27 protein-coding genes are annotated in these 26,872 nt (G+C 59.4%); 9 read left to right on the forward strand and 18 right to left on the reverse strand.

The features are described 5' to 3' along the window. Positions 1–116: 116 nt before the first annotated feature. From V6L81_RS06305 to V6L81_RS06325, 5 genes are all read left to right on the forward strand, one after another. Positions 117–1,274 (forward strand): D-alanyl-D-alanine carboxypeptidase family protein, encoded by a 1,158-nt coding sequence (locus tag V6L81_RS06305; RefSeq protein WP_094999434.1) that lies wholly within the window; start codon positions 117–119, stop codon positions 1,272–1,274. 79 nt (positions 1,275–1,353) lie between these two features. Further along, complete coding sequence (locus V6L81_RS06310; RefSeq protein ID WP_016779266.1) at positions 1,354–1,629, forward strand: DUF493 domain-containing protein; 276 nt, start codon at positions 1,354–1,356, stop codon at positions 1,627–1,629. Next, the gene (gene lipB / locus V6L81_RS06315) at positions 1,629–2,282 is read left to right on the forward strand and encodes a lipoyl(octanoyl) transferase LipB (protein WP_094999433.1); all 654 of its coding nucleotides are present in this window, start codon (positions 1,629–1,631) and stop codon (positions 2,280–2,282) included. Before V6L81_RS06310 ends, lipB begins: the two co-directional genes overlap by 1 nt. A gap of 1 nt (position 2,283) precedes the next feature. Beyond that, positions 2,284–3,324 carry a lipoyl synthase gene (gene lipA, locus V6L81_RS06320; protein WP_094999432.1) on the forward strand — a complete coding sequence of 347 codons (1,041 nt, stop codon included), beginning with the start codon at positions 2,284–2,286 and terminating at the stop codon, positions 3,322–3,324. Positions 3,325–3,328: 4 nt separating this feature from the next. Beyond that, positions 3,329–4,279: an LD-carboxypeptidase gene (locus V6L81_RS06325; RefSeq protein WP_095031787.1), complete on the forward strand. Its 951-nt coding sequence runs from the start codon at positions 3,329–3,331 to the stop codon at positions 4,277–4,279. 38 nt (positions 4,280–4,317) lie between these two features. On the opposite strand, the gene V6L81_RS06330 is transcribed toward V6L81_RS06325, so the two are convergent. The 5 genes from V6L81_RS06330 to leuS form a co-directional block, all read right to left on the reverse strand. Continuing rightward, on the reverse strand, positions 4,318–5,628 hold the full coding sequence (locus V6L81_RS06330) for a lytic murein transglycosylase (protein ID WP_094999430.1): 1,311 nt from the start codon (positions 5,626–5,628) through the stop codon (positions 4,318–4,320). A gap of 50 nt (positions 5,629–5,678) precedes the next feature. Further along, complete coding sequence (arfA, locus tag V6L81_RS06335) at positions 5,679–5,828, reverse strand: alternative ribosome rescue factor ArfA (protein ID WP_003444166.1); 150 nt, start codon at positions 5,826–5,828, stop codon at positions 5,679–5,681. 174 nt (positions 5,829–6,002) lie between these two features. Then, positions 6,003–7,040: a DNA polymerase III subunit delta gene (holA, locus tag V6L81_RS06340; protein ID WP_094999429.1), complete on the reverse strand. Its 1,038-nt coding sequence runs from the start codon at positions 7,038–7,040 to the stop codon at positions 6,003–6,005. Between the two features lie 42 nt (positions 7,041–7,082). Then, complete coding sequence (gene lptE, locus V6L81_RS06345; protein WP_094999428.1) at positions 7,083–7,688, reverse strand: LPS assembly lipoprotein LptE; 606 nt, start codon at positions 7,686–7,688, stop codon at positions 7,083–7,085. Between the two features lie 89 nt (positions 7,689–7,777). Continuing rightward, a complete protein-coding gene (leuS, locus tag V6L81_RS06350; protein ID WP_095039136.1) occupies positions 7,778–10,384 on the reverse strand; it encodes a leucine--tRNA ligase in 2,607 nt (868 codons plus the stop codon). A gap of 235 nt (positions 10,385–10,619) precedes the next feature. On the opposite strand from leuS, the gene V6L81_RS06355 reads away from it, so the two are divergent. Both V6L81_RS06355 and V6L81_RS06360 read left to right on the forward strand, forming a co-directional pair. Then, positions 10,620–10,904, forward strand: a complete 285-nt coding sequence (locus tag V6L81_RS06355) for a hypothetical protein (RefSeq protein WP_094999426.1) — start codon at positions 10,620–10,622, stop codon at positions 10,902–10,904. 157 nt (positions 10,905–11,061) lie between these two features. Then, positions 11,062–11,823: a YdcF family protein gene (locus V6L81_RS06360; protein ID WP_095031785.1), complete on the forward strand. Its 762-nt coding sequence runs from the start codon at positions 11,062–11,064 to the stop codon at positions 11,821–11,823. Positions 11,824–11,970: 147 nt separating this feature from the next. Here V6L81_RS06360 and lnt read toward each other — a convergent pair whose 3' ends face one another. The 5 genes from lnt to miaB form a co-directional block, all read right to left on the reverse strand. Beyond that, positions 11,971–13,494, reverse strand: coding sequence for an apolipoprotein N-acyltransferase (gene lnt, locus V6L81_RS06365; protein ID WP_130871822.1), 1,524 nt, complete (start codon positions 13,492–13,494; stop codon positions 11,971–11,973). Between the two features lie 21 nt (positions 13,495–13,515). Beyond that, entirely contained in the window at positions 13,516–14,355 is an 840-nt protein-coding gene (locus V6L81_RS06370; RefSeq protein WP_016779277.1) for an HlyC/CorC family transporter, read from the reverse strand. A 38-nt stretch (positions 14,356–14,393) separates the two neighbouring features. Continuing rightward, positions 14,394–14,855: an rRNA maturation RNase YbeY gene (gene ybeY / locus V6L81_RS06375; RefSeq protein WP_338660563.1), complete on the reverse strand. Its 462-nt coding sequence runs from the start codon at positions 14,853–14,855 to the stop codon at positions 14,394–14,396. Beyond that, a complete protein-coding gene (locus V6L81_RS06380; protein WP_094999423.1) occupies positions 14,848–15,867 on the reverse strand; it encodes a PhoH family protein in 1,020 nt (339 codons plus the stop codon). The genes ybeY and V6L81_RS06380 overlap by 8 nt, the downstream gene beginning before the upstream one ends. Before the next feature lie 194 nt (positions 15,868–16,061). After that, entirely contained in the window at positions 16,062–17,390 is a 1,329-nt protein-coding gene (miaB, locus tag V6L81_RS06385; RefSeq protein WP_094999422.1) for a tRNA (N6-isopentenyl adenosine(37)-C2)-methylthiotransferase MiaB, read from the reverse strand. A 132-nt stretch (positions 17,391–17,522) separates the two neighbouring features. On the opposite strand from miaB, the gene V6L81_RS06390 reads away from it, so the two are divergent. Further along, a complete protein-coding gene (locus V6L81_RS06390; RefSeq protein WP_016779282.1) occupies positions 17,523–17,849 on the forward strand; it encodes a DUF1820 family protein in 327 nt (108 codons plus the stop codon). Between the two features lie 35 nt (positions 17,850–17,884). Here V6L81_RS06390 and V6L81_RS06395 read toward each other — a convergent pair whose 3' ends face one another. From V6L81_RS06395 to V6L81_RS06415, 5 genes are all read right to left on the reverse strand, one after another. Further along, positions 17,885–19,003, reverse strand: coding sequence for a succinylglutamate desuccinylase/aspartoacylase family protein (locus V6L81_RS06395; RefSeq protein WP_095023451.1), 1,119 nt, complete (start codon positions 19,001–19,003; stop codon positions 17,885–17,887). Between the two features lie 10 nt (positions 19,004–19,013). Beyond that, positions 19,014–19,724: an ABC transporter permease gene (locus tag V6L81_RS06400; protein ID WP_095024987.1), complete on the reverse strand. Its 711-nt coding sequence runs from the start codon at positions 19,722–19,724 to the stop codon at positions 19,014–19,016. Then, positions 19,721–20,413: an ABC transporter permease gene (locus tag V6L81_RS06405; protein WP_095019043.1), complete on the reverse strand. Its 693-nt coding sequence runs from the start codon at positions 20,411–20,413 to the stop codon at positions 19,721–19,723. Before V6L81_RS06405 ends, V6L81_RS06400 begins: the two co-directional genes overlap by 4 nt. Beyond that, entirely contained in the window at positions 20,410–21,207 is a 798-nt protein-coding gene (locus tag V6L81_RS06410) for a transporter substrate-binding domain-containing protein (RefSeq protein ID WP_095020948.1), read from the reverse strand. The genes V6L81_RS06405 and V6L81_RS06410 overlap by 4 nt, the downstream gene beginning before the upstream one ends. Positions 21,208–21,293: 86 nt before the next feature. Continuing rightward, positions 21,294–23,348, reverse strand: a complete 2,055-nt coding sequence (locus V6L81_RS06415; protein ID WP_133143811.1) for an FAD-dependent oxidoreductase — start codon at positions 23,346–23,348, stop codon at positions 21,294–21,296. Between the two features lie 572 nt (positions 23,349–23,920). Between V6L81_RS06415 and V6L81_RS06420 the strand changes: the two genes are divergently transcribed. Next, complete coding sequence (locus tag V6L81_RS06420; protein WP_133143810.1) at positions 23,921–24,163, forward strand: hypothetical protein; 243 nt, start codon at positions 23,921–23,923, stop codon at positions 24,161–24,163. Here V6L81_RS06420 and V6L81_RS06425 read toward each other — a convergent pair. The 3 genes from V6L81_RS06425 to thiE form a co-directional block, all read right to left on the reverse strand. Continuing rightward, on the reverse strand, positions 24,149–24,697 hold the full coding sequence (locus tag V6L81_RS06425; protein WP_094999416.1) for a tetratricopeptide repeat protein: 549 nt from the start codon (positions 24,695–24,697) through the stop codon (positions 24,149–24,151). The genes V6L81_RS06420 and V6L81_RS06425 overlap by 15 nt on opposite strands. A 223-nt stretch (positions 24,698–24,920) precedes the next feature. Continuing rightward, a complete protein-coding gene (gene hemL / locus V6L81_RS06430; RefSeq protein WP_338660564.1) occupies positions 24,921–26,204 on the reverse strand; it encodes a glutamate-1-semialdehyde 2,1-aminomutase in 1,284 nt (427 codons plus the stop codon). A 31-nt stretch (positions 26,205–26,235) separates the two neighbouring features. Continuing rightward, positions 26,236–26,859: a thiamine phosphate synthase gene (thiE, locus tag V6L81_RS06435; RefSeq protein WP_094999414.1), complete on the reverse strand. Its 624-nt coding sequence runs from the start codon at positions 26,857–26,859 to the stop codon at positions 26,236–26,238. Between the last annotated feature and the right edge of the window lie 13 nt (positions 26,860–26,872).

Below are 26,872 nucleotides of genomic sequence, written 5' to 3' on the forward strand. Positions count from 1 at the left end.
AATAAAAGCCCTTCCAGGGGCCGGGACTGCAACTGAATACGCGGCAGTCAGTCAAACGACTGCCTGTACAGTTTTGCCCGCGAGGGTAAGTTTCCATTAACAACTTCGAGAGACGGATGAACATCACCACCTTTGCCAAACGCCTGTGCCTGCTAGTACCGCTGATCGTCACTCCTGCCGCCTGGGCAGTCGAGATGATGCCGTCGCCACCACAACTTGCAGCCAAGTCCTATGTTCTGATGGATGCCAGCAGCGGTAACGTGCTGGTCGAGAACAACGGCGACCAGCGTCTGCCGCCAGCCAGCCTGACCAAGCTGATGACCGCTTACATCGCGACTCTGGAAATCCGTCGTGGCCAGATCGGCGAAAACGACCCGGTAACTGTCAGCGAAAACGCATGGCGCACCGGTGGTTCGCGGATGTTCATCAAGGTCGGCACCCAGGTGTCGGTCAGCGACCTGCTGCATGGCATCATCATCCAGTCGGGTAACGACGCCAGCGTCGCCCTGTCCGAGCACATTGCCGGCAGCGAAGACGCTTTTGCCGACATGATGAACAAGACCGCCGGTGAGCTGGGCATGTCCAACAGCCACTTCATGAACCCGACCGGCCTGCCGAATCCGGATCACTACTCGTCGGCTCACGACATGTCGTTGCTGGCTCGCGCCATCATCCACGAAGACCCGACTCACTACGCGATCTACTCGCAGAAAGAGTTCTTCTGGAACGGTATCAAGCAGCCTAACCGCAACCTGTTGTTGTGGCGCGACAAAACCGTTGATGGTCTGAAAACCGGTCACACCGACGAAGCCGGCTATTGCATGGTGTCTTCGGCCGTACGTGATGGCATGCGCCTGATCGCCGTGGTGTTCGGCACCAACAGTGAAGCGGCCCGTGCTGCAGAGACCCAGAAGCTGCTGACCTACGGTTTCCGTTTCTTCGAAACCCAGACCTTCTACCAGAAGGGCACCGAGCTGGCTCAGGCTCCGGTCTGGAAAGGCACCACCAACCAGGTCAAGGCTGGCCTGGCGGATGACCTGACCATGACCCTGCCAAAAGGCCAACTGAAAAAGCTGGCTGCAAGCATGACCATGAACCCGCAACTGATGGCCCCTATCGCCAAAGGTGATGTGATCGGCAAGGTTGAGGTCAAACTTGACGACAAGGTTGTGCACAGTGCTGACCTGATCGCCCTTGAGCCCGTCGAGGAAGGTGGTATTTTCCGACGCGTGTGGGATAGCATCCGTCTATTCTTCTACGGGCTGTTCAACTGATTGCACCCACCTGTGTGACCCCGCGCCTACCCTGCGCGGGGCCACCTTTGTTGTTCCGGGCTTACGAGGCCAATACGCCATGAGCGATACCGAAGTAAAGGCGCCAAAGATCGAATTCCCCAACGTGGATTACCCGGTTAAGGTGATCAGCGACACGGGTGTGGGCAATAAGGACAAAATCATCGATATCGTCAAGAAACACGCGACGGTCAACGATGATCGTGTCGATGAGCGCCAGAGCACCAACGGCAAGTACACGACGATCCAGCTGCATATCGTGGCAACTGATCAGGATCAGCTCTACAACATCAACAGCGAATTGCGAGCCACCGGCTTCGTACATATGGTGTTGTGATGTCGCAGGTCTTGGGTATTCGTGAGCTGGGCCAGCTTGATTACGAGCGCACCTGGCTGGCGATGCAGCGTTTCACCGATGAGCGCAAGCTTGTGCCGGACACGCAAGACGAAGTCTGGCTGGTGCAGCACCCGCCGGTGTTTACCCAAGGCCAGGCAGGCAAGGCCGAGCATCTGCTGCTACCGGGAGATATCCCGGTGGTGAAGTCGGATCGCGGTGGCCAGGTGACCTACCACGGCCCCGGCCAATTGGTTGCCTACCTGATGCTCGATGTGCGCCGGCTGGGCTATGGCGTACGTGAGCTGGTCACGCGGATGGAACAGTGCCTGATCGACTTGCTCGCCAGCTATGGCGTGAGCGCTGCAGCCAAGGCCGATGCGCCGGGCGTGTATGTCGATGGCGCGAAAATCGCCTCTTTGGGCCTGCGGATCCGCAATGGCTGCTCTTTCCACGGCCTGGCCCTGAATGTGGACATGGACCTGGAACCGTTTCGACGGATTAACCCCTGTGGCTATGCGGGGCTGGCGATGACCCAGCTGCGTGACCATGCAGGGCCGATTGAATTTGCCGAGGTTGGTGCCCGGCTGCGCTCGCAGCTCGTCAAACACCTCGACTATGCTGAGCAGACGACCCTGACGGGCGGAATCGATTGATATGACTACTGCGCAAGACGCTGTTCAAACCCTGATCCCAACGCTGGATATCTCAGAACGTGCGGCCCGCGCCAGCGAGGCCCGTTCCAAGGTTGAGACCGGCGTCAAGTTGCGCGGTGCCGAGAAGGTTGCGCGTATCCCGGTAAAGATCATTCCGACCACCGAACTGCCGAAGAAGCCTGACTGGATTCGCGTACGCATTCCGGTTTCTCCGGAAGTCGACCGTATCAAGTCCCTGCTGCGTAAGCACAAGCTGCACAGCGTGTGCGAAGAAGCCTCCTGCCCGAACCTGGGCGAATGCTTCTCGGGCGGTACCGCGACCTTCATGATCATGGGTGACATCTGCACCCGTCGTTGCCCGTTCTGTGACGTGGGCCACGGCCGACCGAAGCCACTGGACACCAATGAGCCGGAAAGCCTGGCGATTGCCATCGCTGATCTGCGCCTGAAGTACGTGGTGATCACCTCGGTAGACCGCGATGACCTGCGTGACGGTGGTGCCCAGCACTTTGCCGACTGCATTCGCGAAATCCGCAAACTGTCGCCGGGCGTGCTGCTCGAAACACTTGTTCCGGACTACCGTGGGCGCATGGATGTTGCGCTTGAAATCACCGCAGCCGAGCCGCCGGACGTATTCAACCACAACCTCGAAACTGTGCCGCGCCTGTACAAGGCTGCGCGTCCGGGCTCCGATTACCAGTGGTCGCTGACCCTGCTGCAACGTTTCAAGCAGATGATGCCGCACATTCCGACCAAGTCGGGCCTGATGCTGGGGCTGGGCGAGACAGACGAGGAAGTGATCGAAGTGATGAAGCGCATGCGCGAACATGACATCGACATGCTGACCCTGGGTCAGTACCTGCAACCGTCACGCAACCACTTGCCGGTCCAGCGTTTCGTACACCCGGACACCTTCGCGTGGTTTGCCGAGGAAGGCTACAAAATGGGCTTTAAAAACGTGGCATCCGGTCCGCTGGTACGTTCTTCGTACCACGCTGATGAACAAGCCAAGCTGGTCAAATCCATGCTGGTGAGTGCCTGACTCCATGACTAACCGGCTCACCGCGCCAGTGTCCTTCAAGGCCCATAGCGCGGTGCCCGCGTTGCCCGCTGGCGGGGTGGTCGCCCTGATCGCCCCGGCAGGCCCTGCCGAACTTGACCTGAACCTCGCGACCCAATGGATGCATGCACGCGGCTATCAGCTGCGGGTCTATCCGGGGGTGTGGCAGCGGGAGGGTTATCTTGCCGGTTCTGATGCAGAGCGTTTACGCGACCTGCATGAGGCTTTTGCCGATGACAGCATTGATGCCATTTTCTGCCTGCGCGGCGGCTATGGCAGCCCGCGCTTGCTCGATGGCATCGACTTTGAGCTGTTGCGTCGTCATCCCAAGCCGTTTGTCGGCTACAGCGATATCACCGCGTTGCATCTGGCGATCACTCGTTACGCGGGCTTTGTGACCTTTCACGGGCCAATGGTGAACGCTGATCTGCTGGGCAACAAACAACCGCCTACCGAAACTTCATTGCTGCGTATGCTCGGCGGGCAACAGCCGCCCGTGCTGGAGCATCCCGCGGCCTGGCCGTTGACGACCATTGCCCCGGGCTGCGCCAGTGGCCGTTTGCTGGGTGGCAATCTGTCGATGATCTGCGCGGTGATGGGCACGGCGTTTGAACTGGACAGCGAAGACATCATCCTGTTTATCGAAGACGTCAACGAACCGTTGTACCGGGTCGACCGTCTGCTGACGCATTTGCGCCTGGCGGGCAAGCTCGACAGGTTGCGCGGAGTGCTGGTGGGGGACGTGGCCGGAGTTGATGTTGCGGCGCTGGAGCGGTTGCTCACCCAGGAGCTGGGCGGTCTGGGTATTCCGGTGCTGGCCGGTTGGCGCAGCGGGCATTGCGATCCGAACCTGACCTTGCCGATGGGTGCGCAGGTCAGGCTGGATGCTGATCAGCAGTTGCTGGTGCTTGAGCAGGATGTAGTTGTAAGCGCCTGAACCTGAAGCCCCTCTCCCATAGGGAGAGGGTAGCAACCTTACCGGCTACGCAAACTCTCCAGCAGCTTGTGGCTCGGATAGCCGTCTGCTGGCCAACCCATGGCCTGCTGCGCGCTGCGAATAGCCTTGCGGGTATTGGCGCCGATAATGCCGTCTGCATTACCCGCATCATAATTGCGCTGGCTCAGCAGCATTTGCAGTTCGACGCGCTCGGAGCGGCTCAGCGGTCGGTCGTCTTTTGGCCAGTCGGCCAAAATGGTCCCGCCACCGTTGAAACGTTGCGACAACAAGCCCACGGCCAGTGCATAGGATGATGAGTTGTTGTAACGCAAGATGGCGCGGAAGTTATCCAGTACCAGAAACGCCGGGCCACGATAGCCTGCAGGGAGCAGCAGGGCAGCGCTTAACTGCTCTGAGCCTGCGGCGCTGGCAGGTACCTTGACTCCCAGTTTTTGCCATTCGGCAACGCTCTTTTTGATTGCGCCATCAGCCAGGGCGTAGTCGAACCCGGCAGGCAGCGTCACTTCAAAGCCCCACGGCTGGCCTTGCTTCCAGCCCGAGCTTTGCAGGTAGTGGGCAGTCGAGGCCAGGGCATCTGCCGAGCTGTTCCATATATCACGACGGCCATCACCATCGAAATCCACCGCGTGGGTTTCATAGGTGGTGGGGATGAATTGGGTCTGGCCCATTGCGCCCGCCCACGAGCCGAGCATTTTTTCGGGGCTTATATCGCCTTCCTGAATGATCTTCAGTGCAGCGATCAATTGGCTTTGAGCAAACTCCGGGCGCCGCCCTTCATAGGCCAGGGTCGCGAGGGAGCGAATGACTGACTTGTTGCCCTGGAACGAGCCAAAATTGCTTTCCATGCCCCAGACCGAAACCAGCGCCTGGCGATCAACGCCATAACGCTGCTCGATGCGGCCCAGCAGTTCGGCATTCTGCTCCAGCAAACGCTGGCCATTACGTACACGCAAAGGCGACAGGGCACCGTCCAGGTACTCCCAGACCGGGCGGCTGAATTCGGGCTGGCTGCGGTCGGCCTTGATCACGCTCATGTCTGGCGTAATGCCGGCAAAGGCGTTATCGAATACCAGCGGGTTGATTCCGGCTTTAAGCGCCTGGGCGCGGAAATCGGCTTGCCACTCGCTGAAGCTTTGAGTGGGCTGAACAAGAGGGGTGTCGGTGCCTGGCACTGGCGCGCTGCTGATGACCGCAGGTGCCGGAGGTACCACAGGCAAGGTTTGAGCATCGGCTGCGGTCGGTTTCTCTGCGCAGGCGACTAAAAGGATGACGCTGGAAGCAGCGATCAGTTGGCGCATCGGCCAACGGCGTGTATGACGTGAGAGCATGCGCAGGTCCAGGTAATGCAAAACAGAAGCAGACCTTATCATCCCCGCCGTCAGGCAGCCAGAAAGTAAAAAGCCTCCCGGTCTCTCGACTGGAAGGCTTCGCGGCGGTAGCTGCCTTTGCCTTTGGCGGGGCGTTCCTGGCGGCTGCGGAACAGGGGTTGGGCAACAATGGATTTGGCCTTGTTGGGGCGCTTGCTCATGGCATGTGCTCTCGCTTGAGTTGAACAAGCGCAAATCATCGGCCGGTTTTTTCGTATTGTCTACAGGATAGTGATCGGTGGGAGCGGGCTTGCTCGCGTTAGCATCAACGCTATCAGCCTGTCAGGCCGCGACGCCCGTATCGCGAGCAAGCCCGCTCCCACAGAAAGCAGTGTTTATTCAGCTGGCAGATTCAGGCGTTGCCCGCACATCAGCAGCACCAGACGACTCAGGCTGCTCCAGGCAGACCCTGCTGCCTGGCCCTTGATCTGGGCATCGATACGCTGCGCGTCCAACAACAATTGTGCCCAGCGCTGCGCCGAATAACGCTGCAAGGCTTTGCTCATCAACGGTTTGCGCTTGTCCCACACCGGTGGTCGCGCCTGGCTGAACGCCTTGTCCAATGGCGTGCCCTGGCTGTACTGCAGGGCAATATTGGCCAGTACCCGCAGCTCACGCGCCAGGGCCCACAAGATCACAGGAGGCTCTACGCCTTCACCGCGCAAGCCTTCGAGCATACGCAGGGCATGTGCAGCTTCGCCGTTAAGTACCGCATCCACCAGGCCAAACACATCAAACCGCGCACTGTCAGCCACTGCGGCTTGCACGGTTTCGACAGTGATTTGCCCGTCTTCAGCCATTAACTTGAGCTTTTCGATTTCCTGCGCAGCAGCCAGAAGATTGCCTTCGACCCGGGCTGCTATCAGTTCCACCGCATCATGGGTGGCCGACAGCCCGGCCTGCGACAAGCGCTGGCGAATCCATTGCGGCAACTGGTTGGCGTCCACCGGCCAGATCTGCACGAACTGGGTTTGCGCCCCTTCAATCAGCGCCTTGCCCCACTTGGTCTTTTGCGCACTGCCGTCGAGTTTGGGCAGGCTGATCAGCAGCAGGGTGTCTTCGGCAGGGCGCGAGCAGTATTCGATCAACGCCGCAGCACCCTTGTCGCCAGGCTTGCCCGAAGGCAGGCGCAGTTCCAGCAGGCGCTTTTCGGCAAACAGCGACATGCTGGCACCGGCTTGCAGCAGCGTGCCCCAGTCAAAGCTGGCGTCGGCGCTGAACACCTGGCGCTCATCGAAACCCTGCTTGCGGGCGGTACTGCGGATGGCGTCGGCGGTTTCCTGGCACAACAACGGGTCATCGCCGCTGATGATGTAGACGGGCGAAAGAGGGCCTTGCAGATGCTTGGCGAGTTGGGCGGGAGCGAGTTTCATAGGACCATAACGATAGCGGGGCGCTTGAGCGCCCCGTATGCCTTACTGGTTTTGCAGTTCGAGAGGCGACTGTTGAGGAGTTTCCTCTTGAGCCTTGCGTGCAGCTTCGATGGCATCGGCTTCAGCCTTGGCCTTCGCTTCGGCTTGCTGTTGCAGTACTTCCAGCTGGGCCGGGGTCAATTGCTCCAGGCGCAGAACCAGTTGCTGGATCAGGTCGCGGCGCATTTCCTTACGGATCATGTCGCCTTCCTGGGTGCTGCCTGCCACGTTACTGCCATCCTGCAGGTAGACTTTGTAGGCTTCAACCTTGTCGCTCAGCAGCGTCAGATGGCTCGGCCCCTGAATTTCGTATTTCACTACGTTGTTCAACTGATACTCGGCGGTACCCGAATTGCCGGTGTAGCTGGCAGAACGCTGGGTTTCCTTCTCGTCGGTCAGAACCAGTTTGTATGGTGCGTTGGCAGTGATTTTCACGCCGCTGTTTTCCAGCACCTGACGCAGCTGGCGCACAGTGTCGCCATAGGCGTTGCGCGCGCTGACATCGAGTTCGGTGATCGTCAGCTGGTTGGTGCCGGTACCGCGCAGTTGAAAGCCGCAGGCGCTCAACAGAACTGCGAGACCCATCACCAGCAAGTTGCGTTTGATCATGTGTTGCTCCCCTTGAAACCAGATGGGCCGACCACGCGGCCCTGAAGGTCTTGTTGGGCGCCCGCGCATGACGCGGGCGCCTGTTCCAGTTAGCTGGCGACGATATTGACCAATTTGCCTGGTACCACGATCACTTTGCGAATCGTCAGGCCTTCTGTAAAGCGCAGTACGTTTTCGTTGGTGCGGGCAGCAGCTTCAACCTCTTCACGGCTGGCAGCAGCTGGCATTTCAATATGCCCGCGCAGCTTGCCGTTGACCTGGATAACCAGTTGCAGGGTGTCTTGAACCAGCGCGGTTTCATCCAGGGTTGGCCATGCAGCGTCGATGATTGCACCTGCATGCCCCAACCGGTTCCACAGCTCATGGCTGATGTGCGGTGTGATCGGCGCCAGTACCAGAGCTACAGTCTCGAGACCTTCCTGCAGCAGGGCGCGGTCTTGTTCAGTCGCTTGCGGTGCTTTTTCGAGCACGTTCATCACGGTCATCACCTGGGCGACGGCGGTGTTGAACTTGTGGTGCTGGCCGACGTCCTGGCTGGCTTGCTTGATAGCCTGGTGGATGGCACGGCGAATGACTTTTTGTTCATCGTTCAGGCTGGCGATATCCAGCGCGCCCGGCAGGCCTTGGCCTACATGGGCATGGGCCAGGCGCCATACACGCTTGAGGAAGCGGTGGGAGCCTTCAACACCCGAGTCGGACCATTCCAGGCTTGCGTCAGGCGGCGAAGCAAACATCATGAACAGGCGGCAGGTGTCTGCGCCGTACTGTTCGATCATGTATTGCGGGTCAACACCGTTGTTGAGCGACTTGGACATTTTCTGCGTGCCGCCGATTTCCACCGGCAGGCCGTCACTCTTCAGCGTGGCGCCGATGATCTTGGCCTTGGCATCACGTTCGATTTCCACGTCGTCCGGGTTGAAGTAATCCTTGCCGCCGTTGTCCAGCGTACGGAAGTAGGTCTCGGCGATCACCATGCCCTGGGTCAACAGGTTCTTGAACGGCTCGTTGGAGCTGACCAGGCCTTCGTCACGCATCAGCTTGTGGAAGAAGCGCGCGTACAGCAGGTGCAAAATGGCGTGTTCGATACCGCCGATGTACTGGTCCACCGGTAGCCAGTGGTCTGCTGCCGATTTCTCGACCAGACCACCTTCATAGTGCGGCGAGGCGTAACGTGCGTAGTACCACGACGACTCGACGAAGGTGTCCATCGTGTCGGTTTCGCGTTTGGCCGGTGCGCCACATTTAGGGCAGCTGCACTCGTAGAATTCAGGCATGCGTGCCAGTGGCGAACCGGCGCCATCGGGTACGACATCTTCTGGCAAGACCACTGGCAGCTGGGCTTCAGGCACTGGTACGTCACCGCAGGTATCGCAATGCACGATCGGGATCGGGCAGCCCCAGTAGCGCTGGCGGCTGATGCCCCAGTCACGCAGACGGAACTGGGTGCGCGCCTGGCCCAGGCCTTTGGCAGTCAGGGCGGCTTCGATGGCGGCGAATGCGGCGTCGAAATCCAGGCCGTCAAATTCGCCGGAGTTGATCAGCGGGCCGTGCTCGTTGTAAGCGTCCTGCCACGGTGCCGGTGACTCGTCGCCAGCACTGGTACGCACAACCGGCTTGATCGGCAGGTTGTACTTGGTGGCGAATTCGAAATCACGCTCGTCGTGTGCTGGTACAGCCATCACCGCGCCGTCGCCGTAATGCATCAGTACATAGTTGGCGACCCATACAGGAAGCTTTTCGCCGGTCAGCGGGTGCTCGACGAACAGGGAGGTTGGCAGGCCCATTTTTTCCTGGGTTGCCATGTCGGCTTCTGCCACGCTGCCGCCTTTGCACTGGGCGATAAACGCTTGCAGCTCGGGGTTGCCCTGCGCTGCCTGGGTGGCGAGCGGGTGCTCGGCAGCCACAGCGACATAGGTCGCGCCCATCAAGGTATCAGGGCGGGTGGTGAAGACCTTGAGCGCGCCTGCTGCGCCGATGGACTCGACGTTGTAAGGGAACTGCACTTCCATGCCGCGGGATTTGCCAATCCAGTTGCGCTGCATGGTTTTAACCTGCTCGGGCCAGCCCGGCATGTCGTCGAGGCTTTCAAGCAGCTCATCCGCGTAAGCGGTGATCTTGAAGTAGTACATCGGGATTTCGCGTTTTTCGATTACCGCGCCCGAACGCCAGCCACGGCCGTCGATCACTTGCTCGTTGGCCAGAACGGTCTGGTCCACCGGGTCCCAGTTCACGGTGCCGTTTTTACGGTAGATCACACCTTTTTCGAACAGGCGGGTGAACAGCCATTGTTCCCAACGGTAGTAATCCGGCTTGCAGGTCGTGATTTCGCGCGACCAGTCAACGGCCAGACCCAGGCTGCGCAGCTGGGTTTTCATGTAGGCGATGTTTTCGTACGTCCATTTGGCCGGCGCGACCTTGTTTTTCATCGCGGCGTTTTCGGCCGGCATGCCAAAGGCGTCCCAACCCATGGGTTGCAGGACGTTTTTGCCGAGCATGCGCTGGTAACGGGAGATCACGTCACCGATGGTGTAGTTGCGCACGTGCCCCATGTGTAGCTTGCCGCTTGGGTACGGGAACATCGATAGGCAGTAGAACGTCTCTTTGCCTAGATCTTCGCTGACTTCGAAGGACTTTTGGTTGTCCCAGAATGATTGGGCGGCGGCTTCTATTTCACGGGGCTGATATTGTTCGTGCATGGCTACTTGTACTGATAAAGGGTGGCCTAATCCTCTTCAACATAGACCGGCGACAGTGTTGCCCGGTCAGGTTGGAGCAGGGGTTACAGGAAGTCCCGTAGCATACATGACCCCGCTCTATCGAGGGAAACCCTGATTGCCTCATCACTCCGTTGGTCGCAGCAGCACGCCGCTTTTACAAGCGCAGCTAAGCTCTCCTGTGGGGGAGATTCATTTCCTTAAATGAGGTGGACGGATGGCAGAGTTGCAACGCAGCGTAGCAACATCGCAAGTGTATGAGCGGCTGATTGATCGTTTGAGTGTGGCTCTTGATTCAGCAAAGACGGCTGTCCAATTACGTGATGAACGCCCAGTCGAGTTGGAATTGCGAGGCTTGAGTCATGCCGAGCTGGAGTTGATCAACCTCTATTTGAACCGGATCGGGCGTGAGGCAATTAAACGCTCGCAAGGCAGCGTGAACATGCAGGATGCCCCCAGGGCCAAGGTTATCTGGCTTAAAGACAGGGTGCAGGGAGCTTAGGCCATACGGCGATTCAAGCCCGGCCTTCAACAAAGCCGCATCAAGAAAGTTGTACCTCCGGGTTGATGCATTACACGTTTGTGTTTGGGTTTCTCACCTGCGTTGTTGATGCGCTCAATCAACCCCCTTAGGCTTCGGGCATCTTTGGAGATGCTCGATGCCTATTCGATACTTTTTAAAACAGCTTCTATTACCCCCTGGCATTTTTCTGTTGCTCCTGGCGCTTGCCTGGTGGCTACGGCGTTCGCGCCCGCGAGTGGCGGGTGTGTTGTTTGCCCTGGGGCTGGGCGGCTTCTGGCTGATGAGTTTGCCGATAATGGTGGAGTGGGGCGCCCGTGTGCTGGAGCGCGAACCACCGCTGGCGCAGAGCGAGTGGTCGACGCTGGCCGCGCGTGCCGATGCCATTGTGGTGCTGGGCTCGGGGCGTGAGCGGGGGGATCCGGCCTGGGGCAGCGATCAGCCCACCGGCATCGGTCTGGAGCGCCAGCGCTATGCTGCCCGACTGGCGAAGGCTTCGGGCTTGCCGGTGTTGACCACTGGCGGTTTGCACTACGGCTCGCCGCCCAGTGAGGCGCAGTTGATGGCGGATTCATTGCGTGATGATTTCGGCGTGCAAGTACGGTGGAAAGAAGAGCAAAGCCGCACAACGTGGGAAAACGCCAAAATGACCGCAGACATTCTGCTGCCGCTGGGGGTCAAGCGGGTGGTCGTGGTGACGCACGGCTGGCATATGTCGCGTTCGGTGTGGAGTTTTGAAAAGGCTGGTTTTGACGTGGTGCCTGCGCCGGTCGGTTTTTTCAGTGCCGACAATGCGCGACCGCTGGGGGGCTGGATGCCTGAGTACAAAGCGTTCTGGCAGTCCGGGCTATTGATCAATGAAGTGGTAGGGCAGATTGCCTATCCGTTGTTTTATCGCTGACCCATTAAGCAAAAGCCCCTCACCCTGGCCCTCTCCCGGAGGGAGAGGGGATTAAAGGCAAAAGCAGCTCTACGCAACACCACCTGTCAGCTCCCTCCTCCTCCGGGAGAGGGTTGGGGTGAGGGTAGAAGACGCAGAAGCACAAGGCTAGACCGTCTTGGCAATCCGGCTGGTGACCAGGGCCCAGCCAATCAGCAGGCTGCACAGGATGATCAGTGGCCATGAGCGCCATTGCAGGTAAGGCGTGAGGTTGTGCATGGGCACCACTTCGCCGTACAGGATGCCTTGCTCGAACTGGGGAATTTGCGTGGTGATTTGCCCAAACGGGTTAATCAATGCCGTGACGCCATTGTTGGTGGCCCGAATCATCCAGCGCCCGGCTTCCAGGGCACGCATCTGCGCCATTTGCAGGTGTTGCAGCGGCCCAATCGAGGTGCCGAACCAGGTGTCATTGCTGATGGTCAGCAGGATATCGCTCTGGGCAGCAAGCCCGGCCACGAAGTCCGGATACACCACTTCATAGCAAATCAATGGCGCGATTTGATAACCCTTGGCCTGCAACATGGCCTGGTCCGCCGGGCCGCGGGCAAAGTCCGACATTGGCAGATCAAAAAATGCGATCAGGCCGCGCAGTACATCCTGCAGCGGCACATATTCGCCAAATGGCACCAGCTTCTGTTTCAGGTAAACACCATCGCCCTCGCCCACAGCGGTGATGCCGTTGAAGTAGCGCGGTTCATGTCGCACTTCCTGGCGGATCGGCACGCCGGTAATCAGCGCTGAGTTACGATCGGCGGCAAACCGGCCCATCATGCTCAAAAAGCCTTCAGCGTTCTCTTTGAGGACAGGGACAGCGGTTTCCGGCCAAACGATCAGGTCGACACGTTTGGAACTGAAGGTCATGTCACGGTAAAGGGCCAGCTGTGCATTGACCTGGGCCGGGTCCCATTTCATGCTTTGTTCGATATTGCCCTGGATCGCCGCCACGCTCAGCGGGTCACCTGAAGGGCTGGTCCAGGCGTGGTGCTTGAGGGCCTGGCCGACGGCCCAGGGGCCGATCAGCAAGACCACCCCTGCGGCGACAAAAGCCTTGCGTCTGGCCTTGATCAGGCGTGGCAAATTGCACAGCAGGGCTGCGGTCAGGGCCAGAGTGAAAGACACCAGCCACATGCCGCCCAACGGTGCGAGCCCGGCCAAAGGGCCGTCCAGCTGGCTGTAACCGGAATACAGCCATGGGAAACCGGTGAGGAACCAGCCGCGGAACGCCTCTTGAGCAACCCATAGCGCAGCAAATGCCAGGGTATCGGCCAACGGCGCTTCATTGCGACGGATCCAGCGCGCCCACACCCAGGCGGGCAGGGCAAAGAACCAGGCGATGGCTGCCGTGAACAACAACATCAGGAAACCGGCCAGCAGCACCGAAGCGCCGCCGAAGTGGTGGATGCTGTAGTAGATCCAGCTGGTGCCCGCGCCAAACAGGCCAAAACCGAAACACCAGCCTCGGCCCAGCGCCTGTTTTGGTGACAGGTCGCGCAAACCGAGATAGAACAGGGCCAGGGCAACCAGTGCCAATGGCCAGATATCGAAGGGGGCCAACGCCAGGGTTGTCAGTGCGCCGGCCACCACGGCCAGCAAGTTACCGGGCCAGCCGGGGGAGGTTATCCAGCGCATTTCAATCCTTGGTATTGAGATTTAGCGGGCAATAGGCGTGAGACGAATCAGATGGATCCGGCGGCTGTCAGCATTGAGGATGCGGAAGCGGTAGGGGCCGATTTCAGTGGTTTCGTTGCGTTTGGGCAAGTGCCCGAATGCGCTCATGACCAGGCCGCCCACGGTGTCGAACTCGTCGTCGGAGAATTCGGTGTCGAAGAACTCGTTGAAGTTCTCGATCGGGGTCAGGGCCTTGATCAGGAAGTCACCGCTGGGCAACGGCTTGATGTAGCTGTCTTCTTCGACGTCGTGCTCGTCTTCGATGTCGCCGACGATCTGCTCGAGAACGTCTTCAATCGTCACCAGACCCGCCACGCCGCCGTATTCGTCAATCACGATGGCCATGTGGTTGTGGTTGGCGCGGAACTCGCGCAACAACACGTTAAGGCGCTTGGACTCGGGGACAAATGTCGCCGGACGCAGCAAATCCTTGATGTTGTACTTGTCGCCGTTCTCTTGAAGGATCAGCGGCAGCAGGTCTTTGGCCAGGAGGACGCCAAGGACGTCGTCGTGGCTTTCGCCGATCACCGGGTAGCGCGAGTGCGCCGCGTCAATGATCGCCGGGAGAAATTCGCGGGGGGTCTGGGTTGCCTTGATGCTGATCATCTGCGAGCGAGGAACCATGATGTCCCGTACCTGCAGGTCAGCCACTTGAATGGCACCTTCGACGATGGCCAGCGCTTCACTGTCCAAAAGTTTGTTCTGGTGTGCTTCGCGCAGCAGCTCAAGCAGCTCCTGGCGGTTTTTCGGCTCATGGGCAAAGGCCTGGGTCAGCTTACCTAACCATGACTTTTGCCCGTTGCTCGATCGGTCTTCGCTCATAGCGATTTACTCGTATCCCTTGGTAGTTTCAGTGGGTGTTATTCGGTTTCGTCGTCTGCATACGGGTCAGGATGACCCAGTTCTGCAAGCAACGTTCGTTCCAGTGCTTCCATTTCTTCGGCTTCTTCGTCTTCTATATGGTCGTAACCCAGAAGATGCAAGCAACCGTGTATCACCAGATGGGCCCAGTGGGCCTCAAGGCTTTTGCCTTGTTCGGCGGCTTCGCGCTCAACCACGGCCACGCAAATCACCAGATCGCCCAATAGCGGGATATCGAGGAACTCATCAGGCACGTCGGCGGGGAAGGACAGCACATTGGTGGCGTAGTCTTTTTGGCGCCAGGTGTGGTTCAGTTCACGACCTTCGGGTTCGTCTACCAGACGAATGGTCATTTCCGAATCGGCGCTGCGCTGGCGCAAAGCCAGTTCACACCATTGGCGGAACTGGGTTTCGCTGGGGGCACTGGCGTCGGTCGCCAGTTGCAGGTCAAGCTCAAGCATCGTGGCGGTAATCCTTTGCAGCGGGCAGCGCGGCCAGCTTGTCGGCGGCTTCCTGTTCGTAGCGACCGTAGGCCTCGACGATGCGCTGCACCAGCGGGTGGCGCACGACGTCCTTGGACTGGAAGTGGGTAAAGCTGATGCCCGGCACGTCCTTGAGCACTTCAATGACATGGTTCAGCCCCGATTTCGTGCCTTTGGGCAGGTCGATCTGGGTGATGTCACCGGTGATCACGGCGGTCGAGCCGAAGCCGATGCGGGTCAGGAACATTTTCATCTGCTCGACCGTGGTGTTCTGGCTTTCGTCGAGAATGATGAAACTGTTGTTCAGCGTGCGGCCGCGCATGTAGGCCAGTGGCGCGACTTCGATCACCTGGCGCTCGATCAGCTTGGCCACGTATTCAAAACCAAGCATTTCGTACAGTGCGTCGTAGAGCGGGCGCAGGTACGGGTCTATTTTTTGCGACAGGTCACCCGGCAGGAAACCGAGCTTCTCTCCGGCCTCAACCGCCGGACGCACCAGCAGGATGCGGCGGATCTGCTCGCGTTCCAGGGCATCAACTGCGCAGGCCACAGCCAGATAGGTTTTACCCGTACCCGCCGGGCCAATGCCGAAGTTGATGTCGTTGCCCAGGATCTCTTTGACGTAACGCTGCTGGTTGATCCCGCGAGGGCGGATCATGCCCTTTTTGGTGCGCAGCGAAACACTGGCTTCAGCCACCGGGTTGCTGGCGAGGTCTTGTACCGCAGACTCTTGCAGGAACAGGTGAACCATGTCCGGCGAAAGCTCGGTAGCCTTGGTTTCGCGGTACAGGCGGCGCAGCAGGTTTTCTGCCGAAGAAGTGATTTTCGGGTCGCCGATCAGCTCGAACTGGTTACCGCGATTGCGGATTTCGATCGTCAGGCGTTGCTCGATCAAGCGCAGATGCTCGTCGAATTGCCCGCACAGATTGGCGAAACGGCGGGCCTCAAAGGGCTCGAGAAGGAAACGATGTGGTTCGATGGGTGCGTTCAAGGTCGTATTTAGCCGCCCTTAGGCAATTGATATGAAATTAAGGATAACGCTAGCAGGTCAAGCGTGAAAGGACTTCACCAAATGTTTGATGTGGGAGCGGGTTTGCTCGCGATTGCACCACCGCACTCATCCAGCCGGACCGTGTTGCGTGCATCGCGAGCAAGCCCGCTCCCACAAGGGACGATGGCGTGTGGTCAGTTCAGCAGCGAGCCCCGCAACGAGTGCGGCTGGGCCGCATCAATATGCACATCGGCGAATTGCCCGATCAACTGCGGGTTGTCGCAGCGGAAGTTGACGATGCGGTTGTTCTCGGTCCGGCCCTGCAACTCGCCCGGGTCTTTTTTCGAGTAGTCGGTTACCAGGATCCGCTGGGTCGACCCTACCATCTGGCGGCTGATCTCGAAGCCCTGTTGGTTGAGACGATGTTGCAGCGCGTTCAGACGCTCTTTCTTGCGCTCTTCCGGGGTGTCGTCCGTCAGGTCTGCTGCCGGGGTGCCCGGGCGCTGGCTGTAGACAAAAGAGTAGGAAAAGTCGAAACCCACGTCTTCGATCAGCTTCATGGTCTGTTCGAAGTCTTTTTCGGTTTCGCCCGGGAAGCCGACAATAAAGTCGGAGCTGATGCAGATACCCGGTACGGCAGCGCGCAGTTTGCGCAGCTTGGATTTGTACTCCAGCGCCGTGTGATTGCGTTTCATCGCCGACAGAATGCGGTCGGAGCCCGATTGCACCGGCAGATGCAGGTGCTTGACCAGTTCCGGGACTTCGGCGTGGGCCTGGATCAGGCTGTCGGAAAACTCCAGCGGGTGGGAGGTGGTGTAGCGGATACGCTCGATACCGTCGATCGCCGCCACCACACGGATCAGCTCGGCAAGGTCGGCGAGGCGGCCACCTTCGGTCAGGCCGCGATAGCCGTTGACGTTCTGGCCAAGCAGGGTCACTTCACGCACGCCGTTTTCAGCCAGGTGGATCACCTCGGCCAATACATCATCGAAGGGCCGGCTGACTTCTTCGCCGCGGGTGTAAGGCACCACGCAGAACGTGCAGTACTTGCTGCAACCTTCCATGACCGACACGTAGGCGCTTGGGCCGTCGATGCGAGGCTCTGGCAGGTGATCGAATTTCTCGATTTCAGGGAATGACACATCAACCTGCGGCAGTTTGGTGATGCGCGCGGCGTCAATCATTTCCGGCAGGCGGTGCAGGGTTTGCGGGCCGAATACCACGTCCACATACGGGGCGCGATCGCGGATCGCCGCGCCTTCCTGGCTGGCCACGCAACCGCCCACGGCGATAACCATGTCGGGGTTGGCCAGTTTCAGTTCGCGCCAGCGACCCAGTTGGGAGTACACGCGGTCCTGGGCACGTTCACGGATTGAACAGGTATTCAGCAGGATGACATCAGCGTCTTCGGCGCGCGCTGTGACTTCCAGGGCCTGATGTTCACCCAGCAGGTCGACCATGCGCGAGCTGTCGTACTCATTCATCTGGCAACCGTGGGTTTCGATGTAAAGCTTCTTGGCCATGGGTGTTCATCAAGTGGTTCAAAGAACCGCACATTATAGGGGTCATAGCCGTTGCTTCCTAGCGTTGTGCGTCTGATGGCTATGCTATAGTTCGCGCCCTCTTTTTTACCTTCAGATGCTTACCCGCCCACCATGACCAAACGTGAAGCTCCAATCTACAAGGTGATTTTCCTCAACCAGGGCCAGGTGTTCGAAATGTACGCCAAGCAGATCTATCAAAGTGATCTGTGGGGGTTTCTGGAAGTAGAGGAATTCGTCTTCGGTGAGCGCACACAAATGGTTGTCGACCCCAGCGAAGAAAAGCTCAAGGCTCAGTTTGAAGGTGTGGTGCGCAGCTTTGTGCCGATGCACTCGATTGTCCGTATCGATGAGGTTGAGCGGCTGGGCACGCCTAAAATCAGTGAAGCCCGTGGTGTCAGCAATGTGATGCCGTTTCCGTTTCCGATGCCGGACAAGTAAGGGCTTTTCTTTCCCTTCCCGCGCTCGCAATCCCTTCATGGCGACAGCAAGTCCCCTTGTCGATACGCCTGCGCCCCGGCGACATGGGCAATGGTCATTCCCGCAGTCGCCATGCGCCGCAATGAGCGGACATAGAGCAAGCCTTCGCGTTGACAGACCACTGGAGTAATACGGTCCGTGATGGGGTCAATGATGTCTGCCACCACAGCCCCCGCCTGCAGGTAGTCACCCACTTGCGCATAAAACACCAGCAAACCCCCCGTGGGGCTGTTCAACGGCTCGACGCCCGCTAGCGGGGTCGGCGGGTTGAGCAATGCCGGAAGTGCTTTTGGCTGCCCTTCGACTGCACCCGCATGGATCAAGTAGTCGATCAGCGCCTGGCTATCGTCACGCGCCAGTTCGTGGGTCACATCCGCCACCCCTCGCAGCTCAACGGTCACGGCAAAGCTGCAGCACGCCAGGGGGAAGCGTGGCGCAAAGCGCGCTTGCATCTGCGCCCAGAACAGGGTGAACCATTCATCGAAGGACTGCCCGCCCGACTCGGTGGCCATAAAGCAGGCTCGGGCCCCCAGGTAACGGGCCAGGGGCTCTACCTGCGGCCAGAAGGCCGGGGCCAGGTACAGGTGCTGCACGGCTTCGAAGTCGCAGTGCAGGTCCAGGACCATATCGGCATCGCACGCCAGGGTCTGCAGGGTCTGACGCAGGGCCTGCACGTGGGTCAGCGGCTGCGTGGCGACCAGGACACGGCGCAAGGCCGAGCGGATCAGTTGCGTATTGTGCTCTGGATCCTGGGTCAACTGGCCCTCGACACTATCGCCCACCTCCTGACTGACATCCACAAAGAAGCGGTTGAAATTCTGTCGGCTTTCGTTATCAAAACGCCCCTGGGGCACGTCCATCAGCACCTGCTCCAGCCCCGCGGGGTTGGCCACGGGCACCAGCACTATGTGCTTGCGCAACAGGCCGGCCTGCTCGAGCTCCAGCATGCGCTGCTTGAGATGCCAGATTACCAGCATGCCCGGCAGCTCGTCCGCGTGCAGCGACGCCTGGATATAGATTTTCCCGTGCTCTGGCGCTGGTCCGTAATGAAAACTATGGATTTGCCGACAGGTGCCCGGTACGGCGGCCAGCACATCATGACGTTGGTGGTGCATGGGGGTTCTCCTATCGGCGCGGGCCGAGAAATGCCAGCCAGCGCCGCTCGGCCAGGCGAAACAGGCCCACCAGGGCAAAGGTGGCGATAAGGTACAGCCCGGCAGCGATGACAAACGAAGGGAAGGTCTGAAGGGTGGCCGCGTTGGCATCCCGGGCGACTTTGAGAATGTCAGGGACCGTGGCGGTGAAGGCCAGGGTGGTGGAGTGCAGCAACAGGATCACTTCGTTGCTGTAAACCGGCAAGGCGCGGCGCAGTGCCTGGGGCATGACGACGCGGCAGTAGAGCTTCCAGCCATTGAAGCCATACGCCCGGGCAGCTTGTACCTCCCCCCGGGCGATTGAACGGATCGCACCGGCGAAGATTTCCGTGGTGTAGGCGCACGTATTGAGGGTGAAGGCCAGCAGGGTGCAGTTGATGGCATCGCGAAAAAATGCGCCCAGCAACGGCTGCGACTGAACGGCGGCAAGGCTGTAGATGCCCGAGTAGCAGATCAACAGCTGGATATACAGCGGCGTGCCGCGAAACAGGTAAGTAAAGCCATGCACCGGCCAGCGCACCCAGCGGTTTTCAGAAACCCGGGCAATGGCCAGCGGGATCGAGAGTACAAAACCCATGCCGATGGAAGCAGTGGTCAGCCACAAGGTCATGGCCAGACCGCTGATCTGCTGGCCATCGCTATACAAAAAAGGCTGCCAATACGACAGCAATACTTCGATCATCGCGCACCCCGCTCGAACCCCACGGCGAAGCGCCGCTCAAGCCTGTGCAATACGCTGTTGGAGGCAACGGCTATCAGCAGGTAGATCACTGCCGCCAGCACCAGGAAGTTAAACAGTTGAAAACTGCTTTTTCCCGCGTCGCTGGCTGCCTTTACCAGCTCGGCCAGGCCGATGATCGACACCAGCGAGGTTGCCTTGAGCAGCACCAGCCAGTTGTTGCCCAACCCCGGCAGCGCAAAGCGCATCATCTGCGGGAACAGCACACGACAAAAACACTGCATCGGGCTCAGGCCGTAGGCCCTGGCAGCCTCAATCTGCCCAAAGGGCACTGCGAGAATGGCGCCGCGCAAGGTTTCAGTGAAGTAAGCACCGTAGATAAAGCCCAGGGTCATCACCCCGGCAGTGAAGGCATCTATCTCTATATAGGCCCAGCCCAGCCTGTCCGTGAGTTGGCCGAGCCAGGTTTGCAGGCCGTAGAAGATCAGCAGCATCAGCACAAGGTCGGGCACGCCGCGGATCAGGGTGGTGTAAAGCCGGGCCATCCATCGCGCCGCACGGCTTGTGGATAACTTGGCTCCTGCGCCCAGCAGCCCCAGAAACAGGCTCAGCAGCAGTGATATCAGCGCCAGCTTGATCGTCATCCAGGTGCCCAGTGCCAGCAATGGCGCGTAAACCTGAAGGCCGCTCATTTATTGCTGTACAGAACAAGATCCCCGAAATACTGCTTTTGCAGCCGTGCGTAGGTGCCATCGGCATGCAGTTGGGCGAGGCCTTTATCGAGCATAGCCTTGAGTGCTTGATTGCCCTTGAGGATGCCAATGGCGCTGGTGCCCGGCATCAGGTCGCTTTCAATCGCCTTGCCGGCCTCAAAGGCAGCACCCTGGGGAGAGCGCAAAAAGCCCAGCTCGGCTTGAACCAGATCCTGGAGGGCCGCGTCCAGTCGCCCGACTTGCAGATCAGCGTAGGCCCGATCCTGATCCGGGTATGCCACGAGTTTCGCCCCGGCCTTGGCCAGCACCGCCTTGGCATAGACCTCCTGGGTGCTGCCCTGCAGGTAGCCGATGGCTTTGCCTTTTACCGCCTGCAGGCTGGCATCCAGGCCAGCGCCTTTTTTGAACACCAGCGCATTGGGCGTGGTCATCACCTCGGACGAGAAATCAATGACCCTTTGCCGCGCCGCCGTCACGGCCATAGTGGCCAGAATGCCGTCGATCTTGCGAGCATTGAGGCTGGGGATCATGCCGTCAAAATCGATTTCGACCCACTTGCAGCTTGCCTGCACGCGCTCGCACAGGGCGTTGCCCAGGTCAATTTCAAAGCCCACCAGTGAGCCGTCGGCACTTTTCGAGGCAAAGGGCGGGTAGGTCGGGTCGGTGCCAAAACGTATGACTTGGTAATCCTTGGCCAGCGCCGGGGCAATGACTACGACACAAGCCAGCACGGCCACCACCAGCAGTGCCAGCATCCACAGTATCTTTTTCATGGGTTGATTCCTTATTGTTGTTGTAATAACCGCCCGTCGGGTCGCTATTGCCCGTCGGGCGACAGGTTGACCACTCAAGAAAGAATTCAAGGCGCCGGCCAGTCTTCCAGCGCCACCAACTCCCGGCGCATGCGAAGCAACCCGGGGGGGGCGTCGAACTCCCGGGCAAAGCGATGCCCGGAGTACACCGCGGCAGCAATTGTGCCCGGAGCCAGGCAATCACCGATCTGGATCACCTGCTGCACACCCCGGGGCTCCGCCTGCAGGGCGTCGAACAGACCCTGCTCAGGCTCGCGGGAGGTCACCAGCAGCACCCCTGCGGCAGGAATGAAACGCGGGCGCCCGGTGTAGGTGCACGCTGCCTGTACACCGTACGGCGTGAGGCTGCACAGCGTATGGGAGGTGATGATGGTGACATCCAGTTCCAGCAAGCGGCGCTGGATCCGGTGCTGTTCAAGGGTATTGTGGGTCCAGGGGGCAACATCTGCGGCCGGGGTGACATACAGCACCTCGACTCCCCGGGCAATCAGGCTCTCGGCCAGTACGCTGCCCATGTAGTAGTGGTCATCGTCGAACACCACCACGGGCGAAGGCAGCACAGCGCCTGCCATCACATCATCCGGCGTGAATACGGGCAGGTTTTCCAGCCCAGGGAGAGGCTGGCGCAACACACGGCCCAGGCCATCGTTGCGCCAACGCGAACCGGTGGCGACAAACACGTGGCTGGCTTCAATGTCGAGAACGTCCTGCACTTCAAGGCGGCTTTCACGGTAGATCTCGACATTGCCCAGACGGCTCAAGGCATCCACCCTGTAATCGACCACCCGCGACCAGCTCGCCAGCCCCGGTAGCCGGGACTCGCTGGCCACGCGTCCGCCCAGGGTGCGAGTGGCTTCAGCCAGCATCACTTCCAGGCCGCGAGCGCCGAGTACCCGGGCACACTCAAGACCGGCAGGGCCTGCGCCGATTACCAGCGCTCGCCCCTCGGCACGCCGGACCGGAACCTGCTCCGGATGCCAGCCGCGTCGCCATTCCTCGCCCATAGTCGGATTTTGTGTGCAGCGCATTGGCGTGCTGGTGTGATCGCCGCTGACGCAAACATTGCAGCCGATGCACTCGCGAATTTCGTCGGTGCGCCCCTGGTCGATTTTGTTGGGCAGGAAAGGATCGGCTATAGAAGGGCGGGCCGCGCCGATCAGGTCCAACACCCCGCGGCGCACCAGCGAGGCCATGGTATCGGGCGAGGTGAAACGTCCTACACCCACCACCGGCTTGCTGGTCAAGGCCTTGAGCCCGGTGAGGAATGCCTCCTGATAACCCTCTGGGGCAAACCGCGAGGTCACGCTGTCATTGGCCCAGTCGGCAACGTTGATATCCCAAAGGTCCGGCAGCTCGGCCAGCATGGAAAACACTTCGACGCCTTCGCTGTCCCGGGTCAGGCCGGCGCAGCCCTGCTGCTCGTCAACGGCCAGGCGCACGGCAACGGCGCAGCGGTCACCGACGGCATCCCGGGTGTCTTCTATCAACTCGCGCAGCAGGCGCACACGATTGAACAGCGCTCCGCCATATTCATCCGTGCGGCGATTGTTGCGTTGCGTCAGAAAGTGGAACGGCAAGCCCAGATCATGGCCAGCGTATACATAAATGATGTCAAACCCTGCATCACGGGCACGCAAGGCCGCAGCCCTGTGCAGCTCGCGCAGTTGCTTGATGTCGGCGCGGCTCATGGCGCGGGCCTGCACCGGGTCGTAGCCGCGCACGGGGGTATTGGAGGGGGCCCAGGGGATTTCGCGGCTGGTGCGATTGGGCGCGGAATAGCCATTGAAGGCCAGTTCCACACCCGCCAGGCTACCGTGCCGGTGAACCGCGTCACACATGCGAGCCAGCGCCGGTATGTCGCGCTTGTCCCACAGGCGTGCTTCGATATAAGGCGAGAATTCGCTCAAGGGGCTGATTTCGCACTCTTCCGTGCAGACAACACCCCACCCGCCCTCGGCCTTTATTGCGCGCATACGTGCCATAGCCGAAGGATGTACATGCCCCATGCCATTACAGTGCGGTACCTGGTAAAAACGATTGCGCGTACGCACGGGCCCTATCTGGACCGGCTCAAACAAAATGTCATATCTCGGATCACGCACAGGTATTCCCCCGTGCCCAAATAGATCGACGCATTTGATACAAAAACAAAGAACAGCGCGTCAATCAAATGAGCACACTATTGCCACGTTTAAAGAGTGAACTGCGTGATGACACGCCAATAGCTACTGCGCAGCGCAAGACCGTGGGCAGCGAGAGGAAATCATGAGTTGTTTCTTGTAACGGGTCAAACCCGTTAAATCGAGGGTCGCGGCCTATCATCATATTCTGTTCAAGGCTCTAAGACAGGGCTTTGAACAATGATGGGCATAATAATCATGGGTGAAAACAACGTAATCAAGTTAACTTAAGCTTAAGTAAGGTTAATCTTTATTTGGCGTAAGAATAATTACCTAGATATATATTTAACAGCTTCAAGCTGCAGCGCTCAGCCCATGAATCACCCCGTGTGCATAATGCATAAGACGAGGTTGGTCTTCACGTAGCGTTTGAGGTTGTGCAGGCGCAGCATTAAGTTGAGTTGGGTAAAAAATGTTTTCGGTGCAGGGTTAAGTGATGCGCTATGAAAAATTCATGCGTCGCTCTATTAGTGCCACTCACCATCAGTCGAGTCATGCCCTATTACGGAATAACATTCTTGCGGACTTTGGTGGCTCACAAGCACGCGAGTGACCTGGCGTTGATTTCGTATGTGCTGGCGATTTTTTCTGTAGTGGCCGTGATGCTTTCAATGTCATTGGGGGCGACGGGTAATTTAATCGCTGAACATTCGGATGACATCCAGGAAAAGCCGTATCCGGCACAGGCACGTTGTCGCCAGCAAACCAGTAAGGGTTTGAAATCAGGGCAATGGTGAAAACGGCGAGCGGGCGTCGGTAGATTGCAGCTCCTGCAAATACTTGCGGAAGATCTGTCCGAGTATCTGGGTAGCCGTTTCGAGCTGGTCGCGCGGCATTTGCTCGGCCACCATGTCGGCGGTGTCCAGGGCGTCTTCGGCGCCGTTGACCGCAGCCATTTTCAGCACGATATAGGCCTGAATGTTGTTGGCCGGCACGCCTTCGCCTTTGAAAAACATGGTGCCGAGCTGGAACTGGGCCATGGCGTGGCCTTGCAGCGAGGCTTTTTCGAAGTAGCTCAGCGCCTTGTTGAAGTCTTGCGGGGTGTTTTTACCGTCGTAATAGAACTCGCCCAACTCGTATTCGGCTTCTGCATCCCCGGCTTTTGCCGCCTCTTCACAGGCTGCAAGCGCCTCGGCGAGGTCCTCAGGCTGAGTATTGAGGGTGCAGCGACCCATCGCTGGGATCAACAACGAGTTACCGCCTGCCTGGGCAAGCAACGGCTGTAGGAGCAACAGGCAGCCCAGTGCAAGGGCGCGGCCGGTGCGGTTCATGGGAATCGACGTACCTCTGGATGACGGGTTAACCCGATCATGGGATGTATAGGCGCGCATTATGAAATAAGCAGAGGCAACCTTACAAAGTCTTTACTCGTTTTTCTGCTGCCTGAGCGCGATATCCATTGATTTAAGACGATTATGGACGGGTGGGCTAAAAGATCTGCTCATTACTGGCATAAAAAAACGGCAAGGGCGCTCGCCCTTGCCGTTTCTTGGATTATTTCAGTGCAGCAAATGCGCGTTCTGCGGCGTCCAGGGTCAGTTGCAACTCGGCTTCGCCGTGGGCGATCGAGGTGAAACCGGCTTCGAAGGCGCTGGGTGCCAGGTATACGCCTCCTGCGAGCATCAAATGGAAGAATCGCTTGAACAGGTCGGCATCGCTGGCCATGACGTCGTCAAAGGTGACAATGTCATCGGCGCCGCTGAAGTACAGGCCAAACATACCGCCGGCCTGTGTGGTCACGAAGGGGATGCCGGCCGCGTCGGCGCGCTGTTGCAGGCCATCGAGCAGGCGGGTGGTGTAATCGCTCAGCTCGGCGTGGAAGCCCGGGCGGCTGATCAGGCGCAAAGTGGTCAGGCCGGCGGCCATGGCCAGCGGGTTGCCGGACAGGGTGCCCGCCTGGTAAACCGGGCCCAGCGGCGCGATGTGCTGCATGATCTCGCGTTTGCCGCCAAAGCAGCCGACGGGCATGCCGCCACCGATGATCTTGCCGAAGGTACTCAGGTCCGGAGTCACGCCGTAGTGGGCTTGGGCACCGCCGAGGGCGACGCGGAAGCCGGTCATCACTTCGTCAAAGATCAGAACCACGCCGTGCTGGTCGCACAGGCTGCGCAGACCTTCAAGGAAGCCTGGCGCAGGCGGCACGCAGTTCATGTTGCCGGCAACCGGTTCGATGATGATGCAGGCCACGGTGTCGCCGACTTCGCTCAGCAGCTGTGCAACCGCGTCGATATTGTTGAACTCGGTGGTCAGGGTGTGCTTGGCGAAATCTGCCGGCACGCCAGCCGAGCTTGGCACGCCCTGGGTCAGCAGGCCGGAACCGGCTTTTACCAGCAGGCTGTCGGAGTGACCGTGGTAGCAGCCTTCAAACTTGAGGATATTGTCGCGGCCAGTGAAGCCACGGGCCAGACGGATCGCGCTCATGGTCGCTTCAGTGCCGGAGCTGACCATGCGCACCATTTCCATTGACGGTACGATGGAGCACACCAGATCGGCCATTTCGGTTTCCATGGCGGTCGGGGCGCCGTACGACAGGCCGTGCTCCAGTTGCGCACGTACTGCGTCCAGCACGTCAGGGTGGCTGTGCCCAAGAATCATCGGGCCCCACGAGCCGACGTAATCGACATAACGCTTGTCGTCCTCGTCAGTCACGTAGGCGCCTTCGGCGTGTTTGAAGAACAACGGCGTGCCGCCCACGCTTTTGAAGGCACGCACTGGCGAGTTCACGCCACCGGGAATGTGTTTCTGGGCGTTGGCAAACAGGGTTTCGGAACGAGACATGGTGGGCTCTCTCAGAATTAGGATTCGGTATTTAAATAGACAACAAGGTGTTGAAGGCCTTGGCGCGCAGGGTGACTTCCCGGGCGCTTTCGGCGCCAAACAGGCCATGCACCACGGCCAGCAGGTCGGCACCGTGGGCCACCAGCGGCGCGGCATTGTCCAGGGTAATTCCGCCTATCACGCAGATCGGCAGGCTGAGGCGGGCGCGGGCCTGGTCCAGGGTCTCAAGGGTAGCGGTTGGCGCCCCGGGTTTGGTGCTGGAATTGAAAAAGCGGCCAAAGGCGACATAACTCGCACCTTCTTTGGCGGCTTGCTCGGCCAGTTCGACCTGGCTGTGGCAGGTCGAACCGATAATTGCCTGTGGCCCCAGCAGGGCGCGGGCAGGGGTCAGCGGGCCGTCGGTCTGCCCCAGGTGCACGCCGACACCCAGGCGGGCGGCCAGCTCGCCATCATCGTTGATGATCAGGTGTGCCTTGTAGCGTTCGCACAACCCGCGCAAGGCTTCGGCCTCGCGCAGTCGGCGGGCGTCGTCAGTGCTTTTGTCGCGATACTGCAACAGGGTCAGGCCGCCATCGAGGGCCGCCTCCACATAGGGCAGCAGTTTGCCAGCCAGCAACTGGCTATCAGTGATCGCATACAGGCCGCGAAGCGTCATGGGGTGAGCCTCA

Source organism: Pseudomonas bubulae (assembly GCF_037023725.1).
Lineage (GTDB): Bacteria > Pseudomonadota > Gammaproteobacteria > Pseudomonadales > Pseudomonadaceae > Aquipseudomonas > Aquipseudomonas bubulae.

Coding starts and splice junctions, on each gene's coding strand:
- V6L81_RS06305 (WP_094999434.1), top strand. CDS start 117: ATGAACATCACCACCTTTGCCAAACGCCTGTGCCTGCTAGTACCGCTG.
- V6L81_RS06310 (WP_016779266.1), top strand. CDS start 1,354: ATGAGCGATACCGAAGTAAAGGCGCCAAAGATCGAATTCCCCAACGTG.
- lipB (WP_094999433.1), top strand. CDS start 1,629: ATGTCGCAGGTCTTGGGTATTCGTGAGCTGGGCCAGCTTGATTACGAG.
- lipA (WP_094999432.1), top strand. CDS start 2,284: ATGACTACTGCGCAAGACGCTGTTCAAACCCTGATCCCAACGCTGGAT.
- V6L81_RS06325 (WP_095031787.1), top strand. CDS start 3,329: ATGACTAACCGGCTCACCGCGCCAGTGTCCTTCAAGGCCCATAGCGCG.
- V6L81_RS06330 (WP_094999430.1), bottom strand. CDS start 5,628: ATGCTCTCACGTCATACACGCCGTTGGCCGATGCGCCAACTGATCGCT.
- arfA (WP_003444166.1), bottom strand. CDS start 5,828: ATGAGCAAGCGCCCCAACAAGGCCAAATCCATTGTTGCCCAACCCCTG.
- holA (WP_094999429.1), bottom strand. CDS start 7,040: ATGAAACTCGCTCCCGCCCAACTCGCCAAGCATCTGCAAGGCCCTCTT.
- lptE (WP_094999428.1), bottom strand. CDS start 7,688: ATGATCAAACGCAACTTGCTGGTGATGGGTCTCGCAGTTCTGTTGAGC.
- leuS (WP_095039136.1), bottom strand. CDS start 10,384: ATGCACGAACAATATCAGCCCCGTGAAATAGAAGCCGCCGCCCAATCA.
- V6L81_RS06355 (WP_094999426.1), top strand. CDS start 10,620: ATGGCAGAGTTGCAACGCAGCGTAGCAACATCGCAAGTGTATGAGCGG.
- V6L81_RS06360 (WP_095031785.1), top strand. CDS start 11,062: ATGCCTATTCGATACTTTTTAAAACAGCTTCTATTACCCCCTGGCATT.
- lnt (WP_130871822.1), bottom strand. CDS start 13,494: ATGCGCTGGATAACCTCCCCCGGCTGGCCCGGTAACTTGCTGGCCGTG.
- V6L81_RS06370 (WP_016779277.1), bottom strand. CDS start 14,355: ATGAGCGAAGACCGATCGAGCAACGGGCAAAAGTCATGGTTAGGTAAG.
- ybeY (WP_338660563.1), bottom strand. CDS start 14,855: ATGCTTGAGCTTGACCTGCAACTGGCGACCGACGCCAGTGCCCCCAGC.
- miaB (WP_094999422.1), bottom strand. CDS start 17,390: ATGGCCAAGAAGCTTTACATCGAAACCCACGGTTGCCAGATGAATGAG.
- V6L81_RS06390 (WP_016779282.1), top strand. CDS start 17,523: ATGACCAAACGTGAAGCTCCAATCTACAAGGTGATTTTCCTCAACCAG.
- V6L81_RS06395 (WP_095023451.1), bottom strand. CDS start 19,003: ATGCACCACCAACGTCATGATGTGCTGGCCGCCGTACCGGGCACCTGT.
- V6L81_RS06400 (WP_095024987.1), bottom strand. CDS start 19,724: ATGATCGAAGTATTGCTGTCGTATTGGCAGCCTTTTTTGTATAGCGAT.
- V6L81_RS06405 (WP_095019043.1), bottom strand. CDS start 20,413: ATGAGCGGCCTTCAGGTTTACGCGCCATTGCTGGCACTGGGCACCTGG.
- V6L81_RS06410 (WP_095020948.1), bottom strand. CDS start 21,207: ATGAAAAAGATACTGTGGATGCTGGCACTGCTGGTGGTGGCCGTGCTG.
- V6L81_RS06420 (WP_133143810.1), top strand. CDS start 23,921: ATGCCCTATTACGGAATAACATTCTTGCGGACTTTGGTGGCTCACAAG.
- V6L81_RS06425 (WP_094999416.1), bottom strand. CDS start 24,697: ATGAACCGCACCGGCCGCGCCCTTGCACTGGGCTGCCTGTTGCTCCTA.
- hemL (WP_338660564.1), bottom strand. CDS start 26,204: ATGTCTCGTTCCGAAACCCTGTTTGCCAACGCCCAGAAACACATTCCC.
- thiE (WP_094999414.1), bottom strand. CDS start 26,859: ATGACGCTTCGCGGCCTGTATGCGATCACTGATAGCCAGTTGCTGGCT.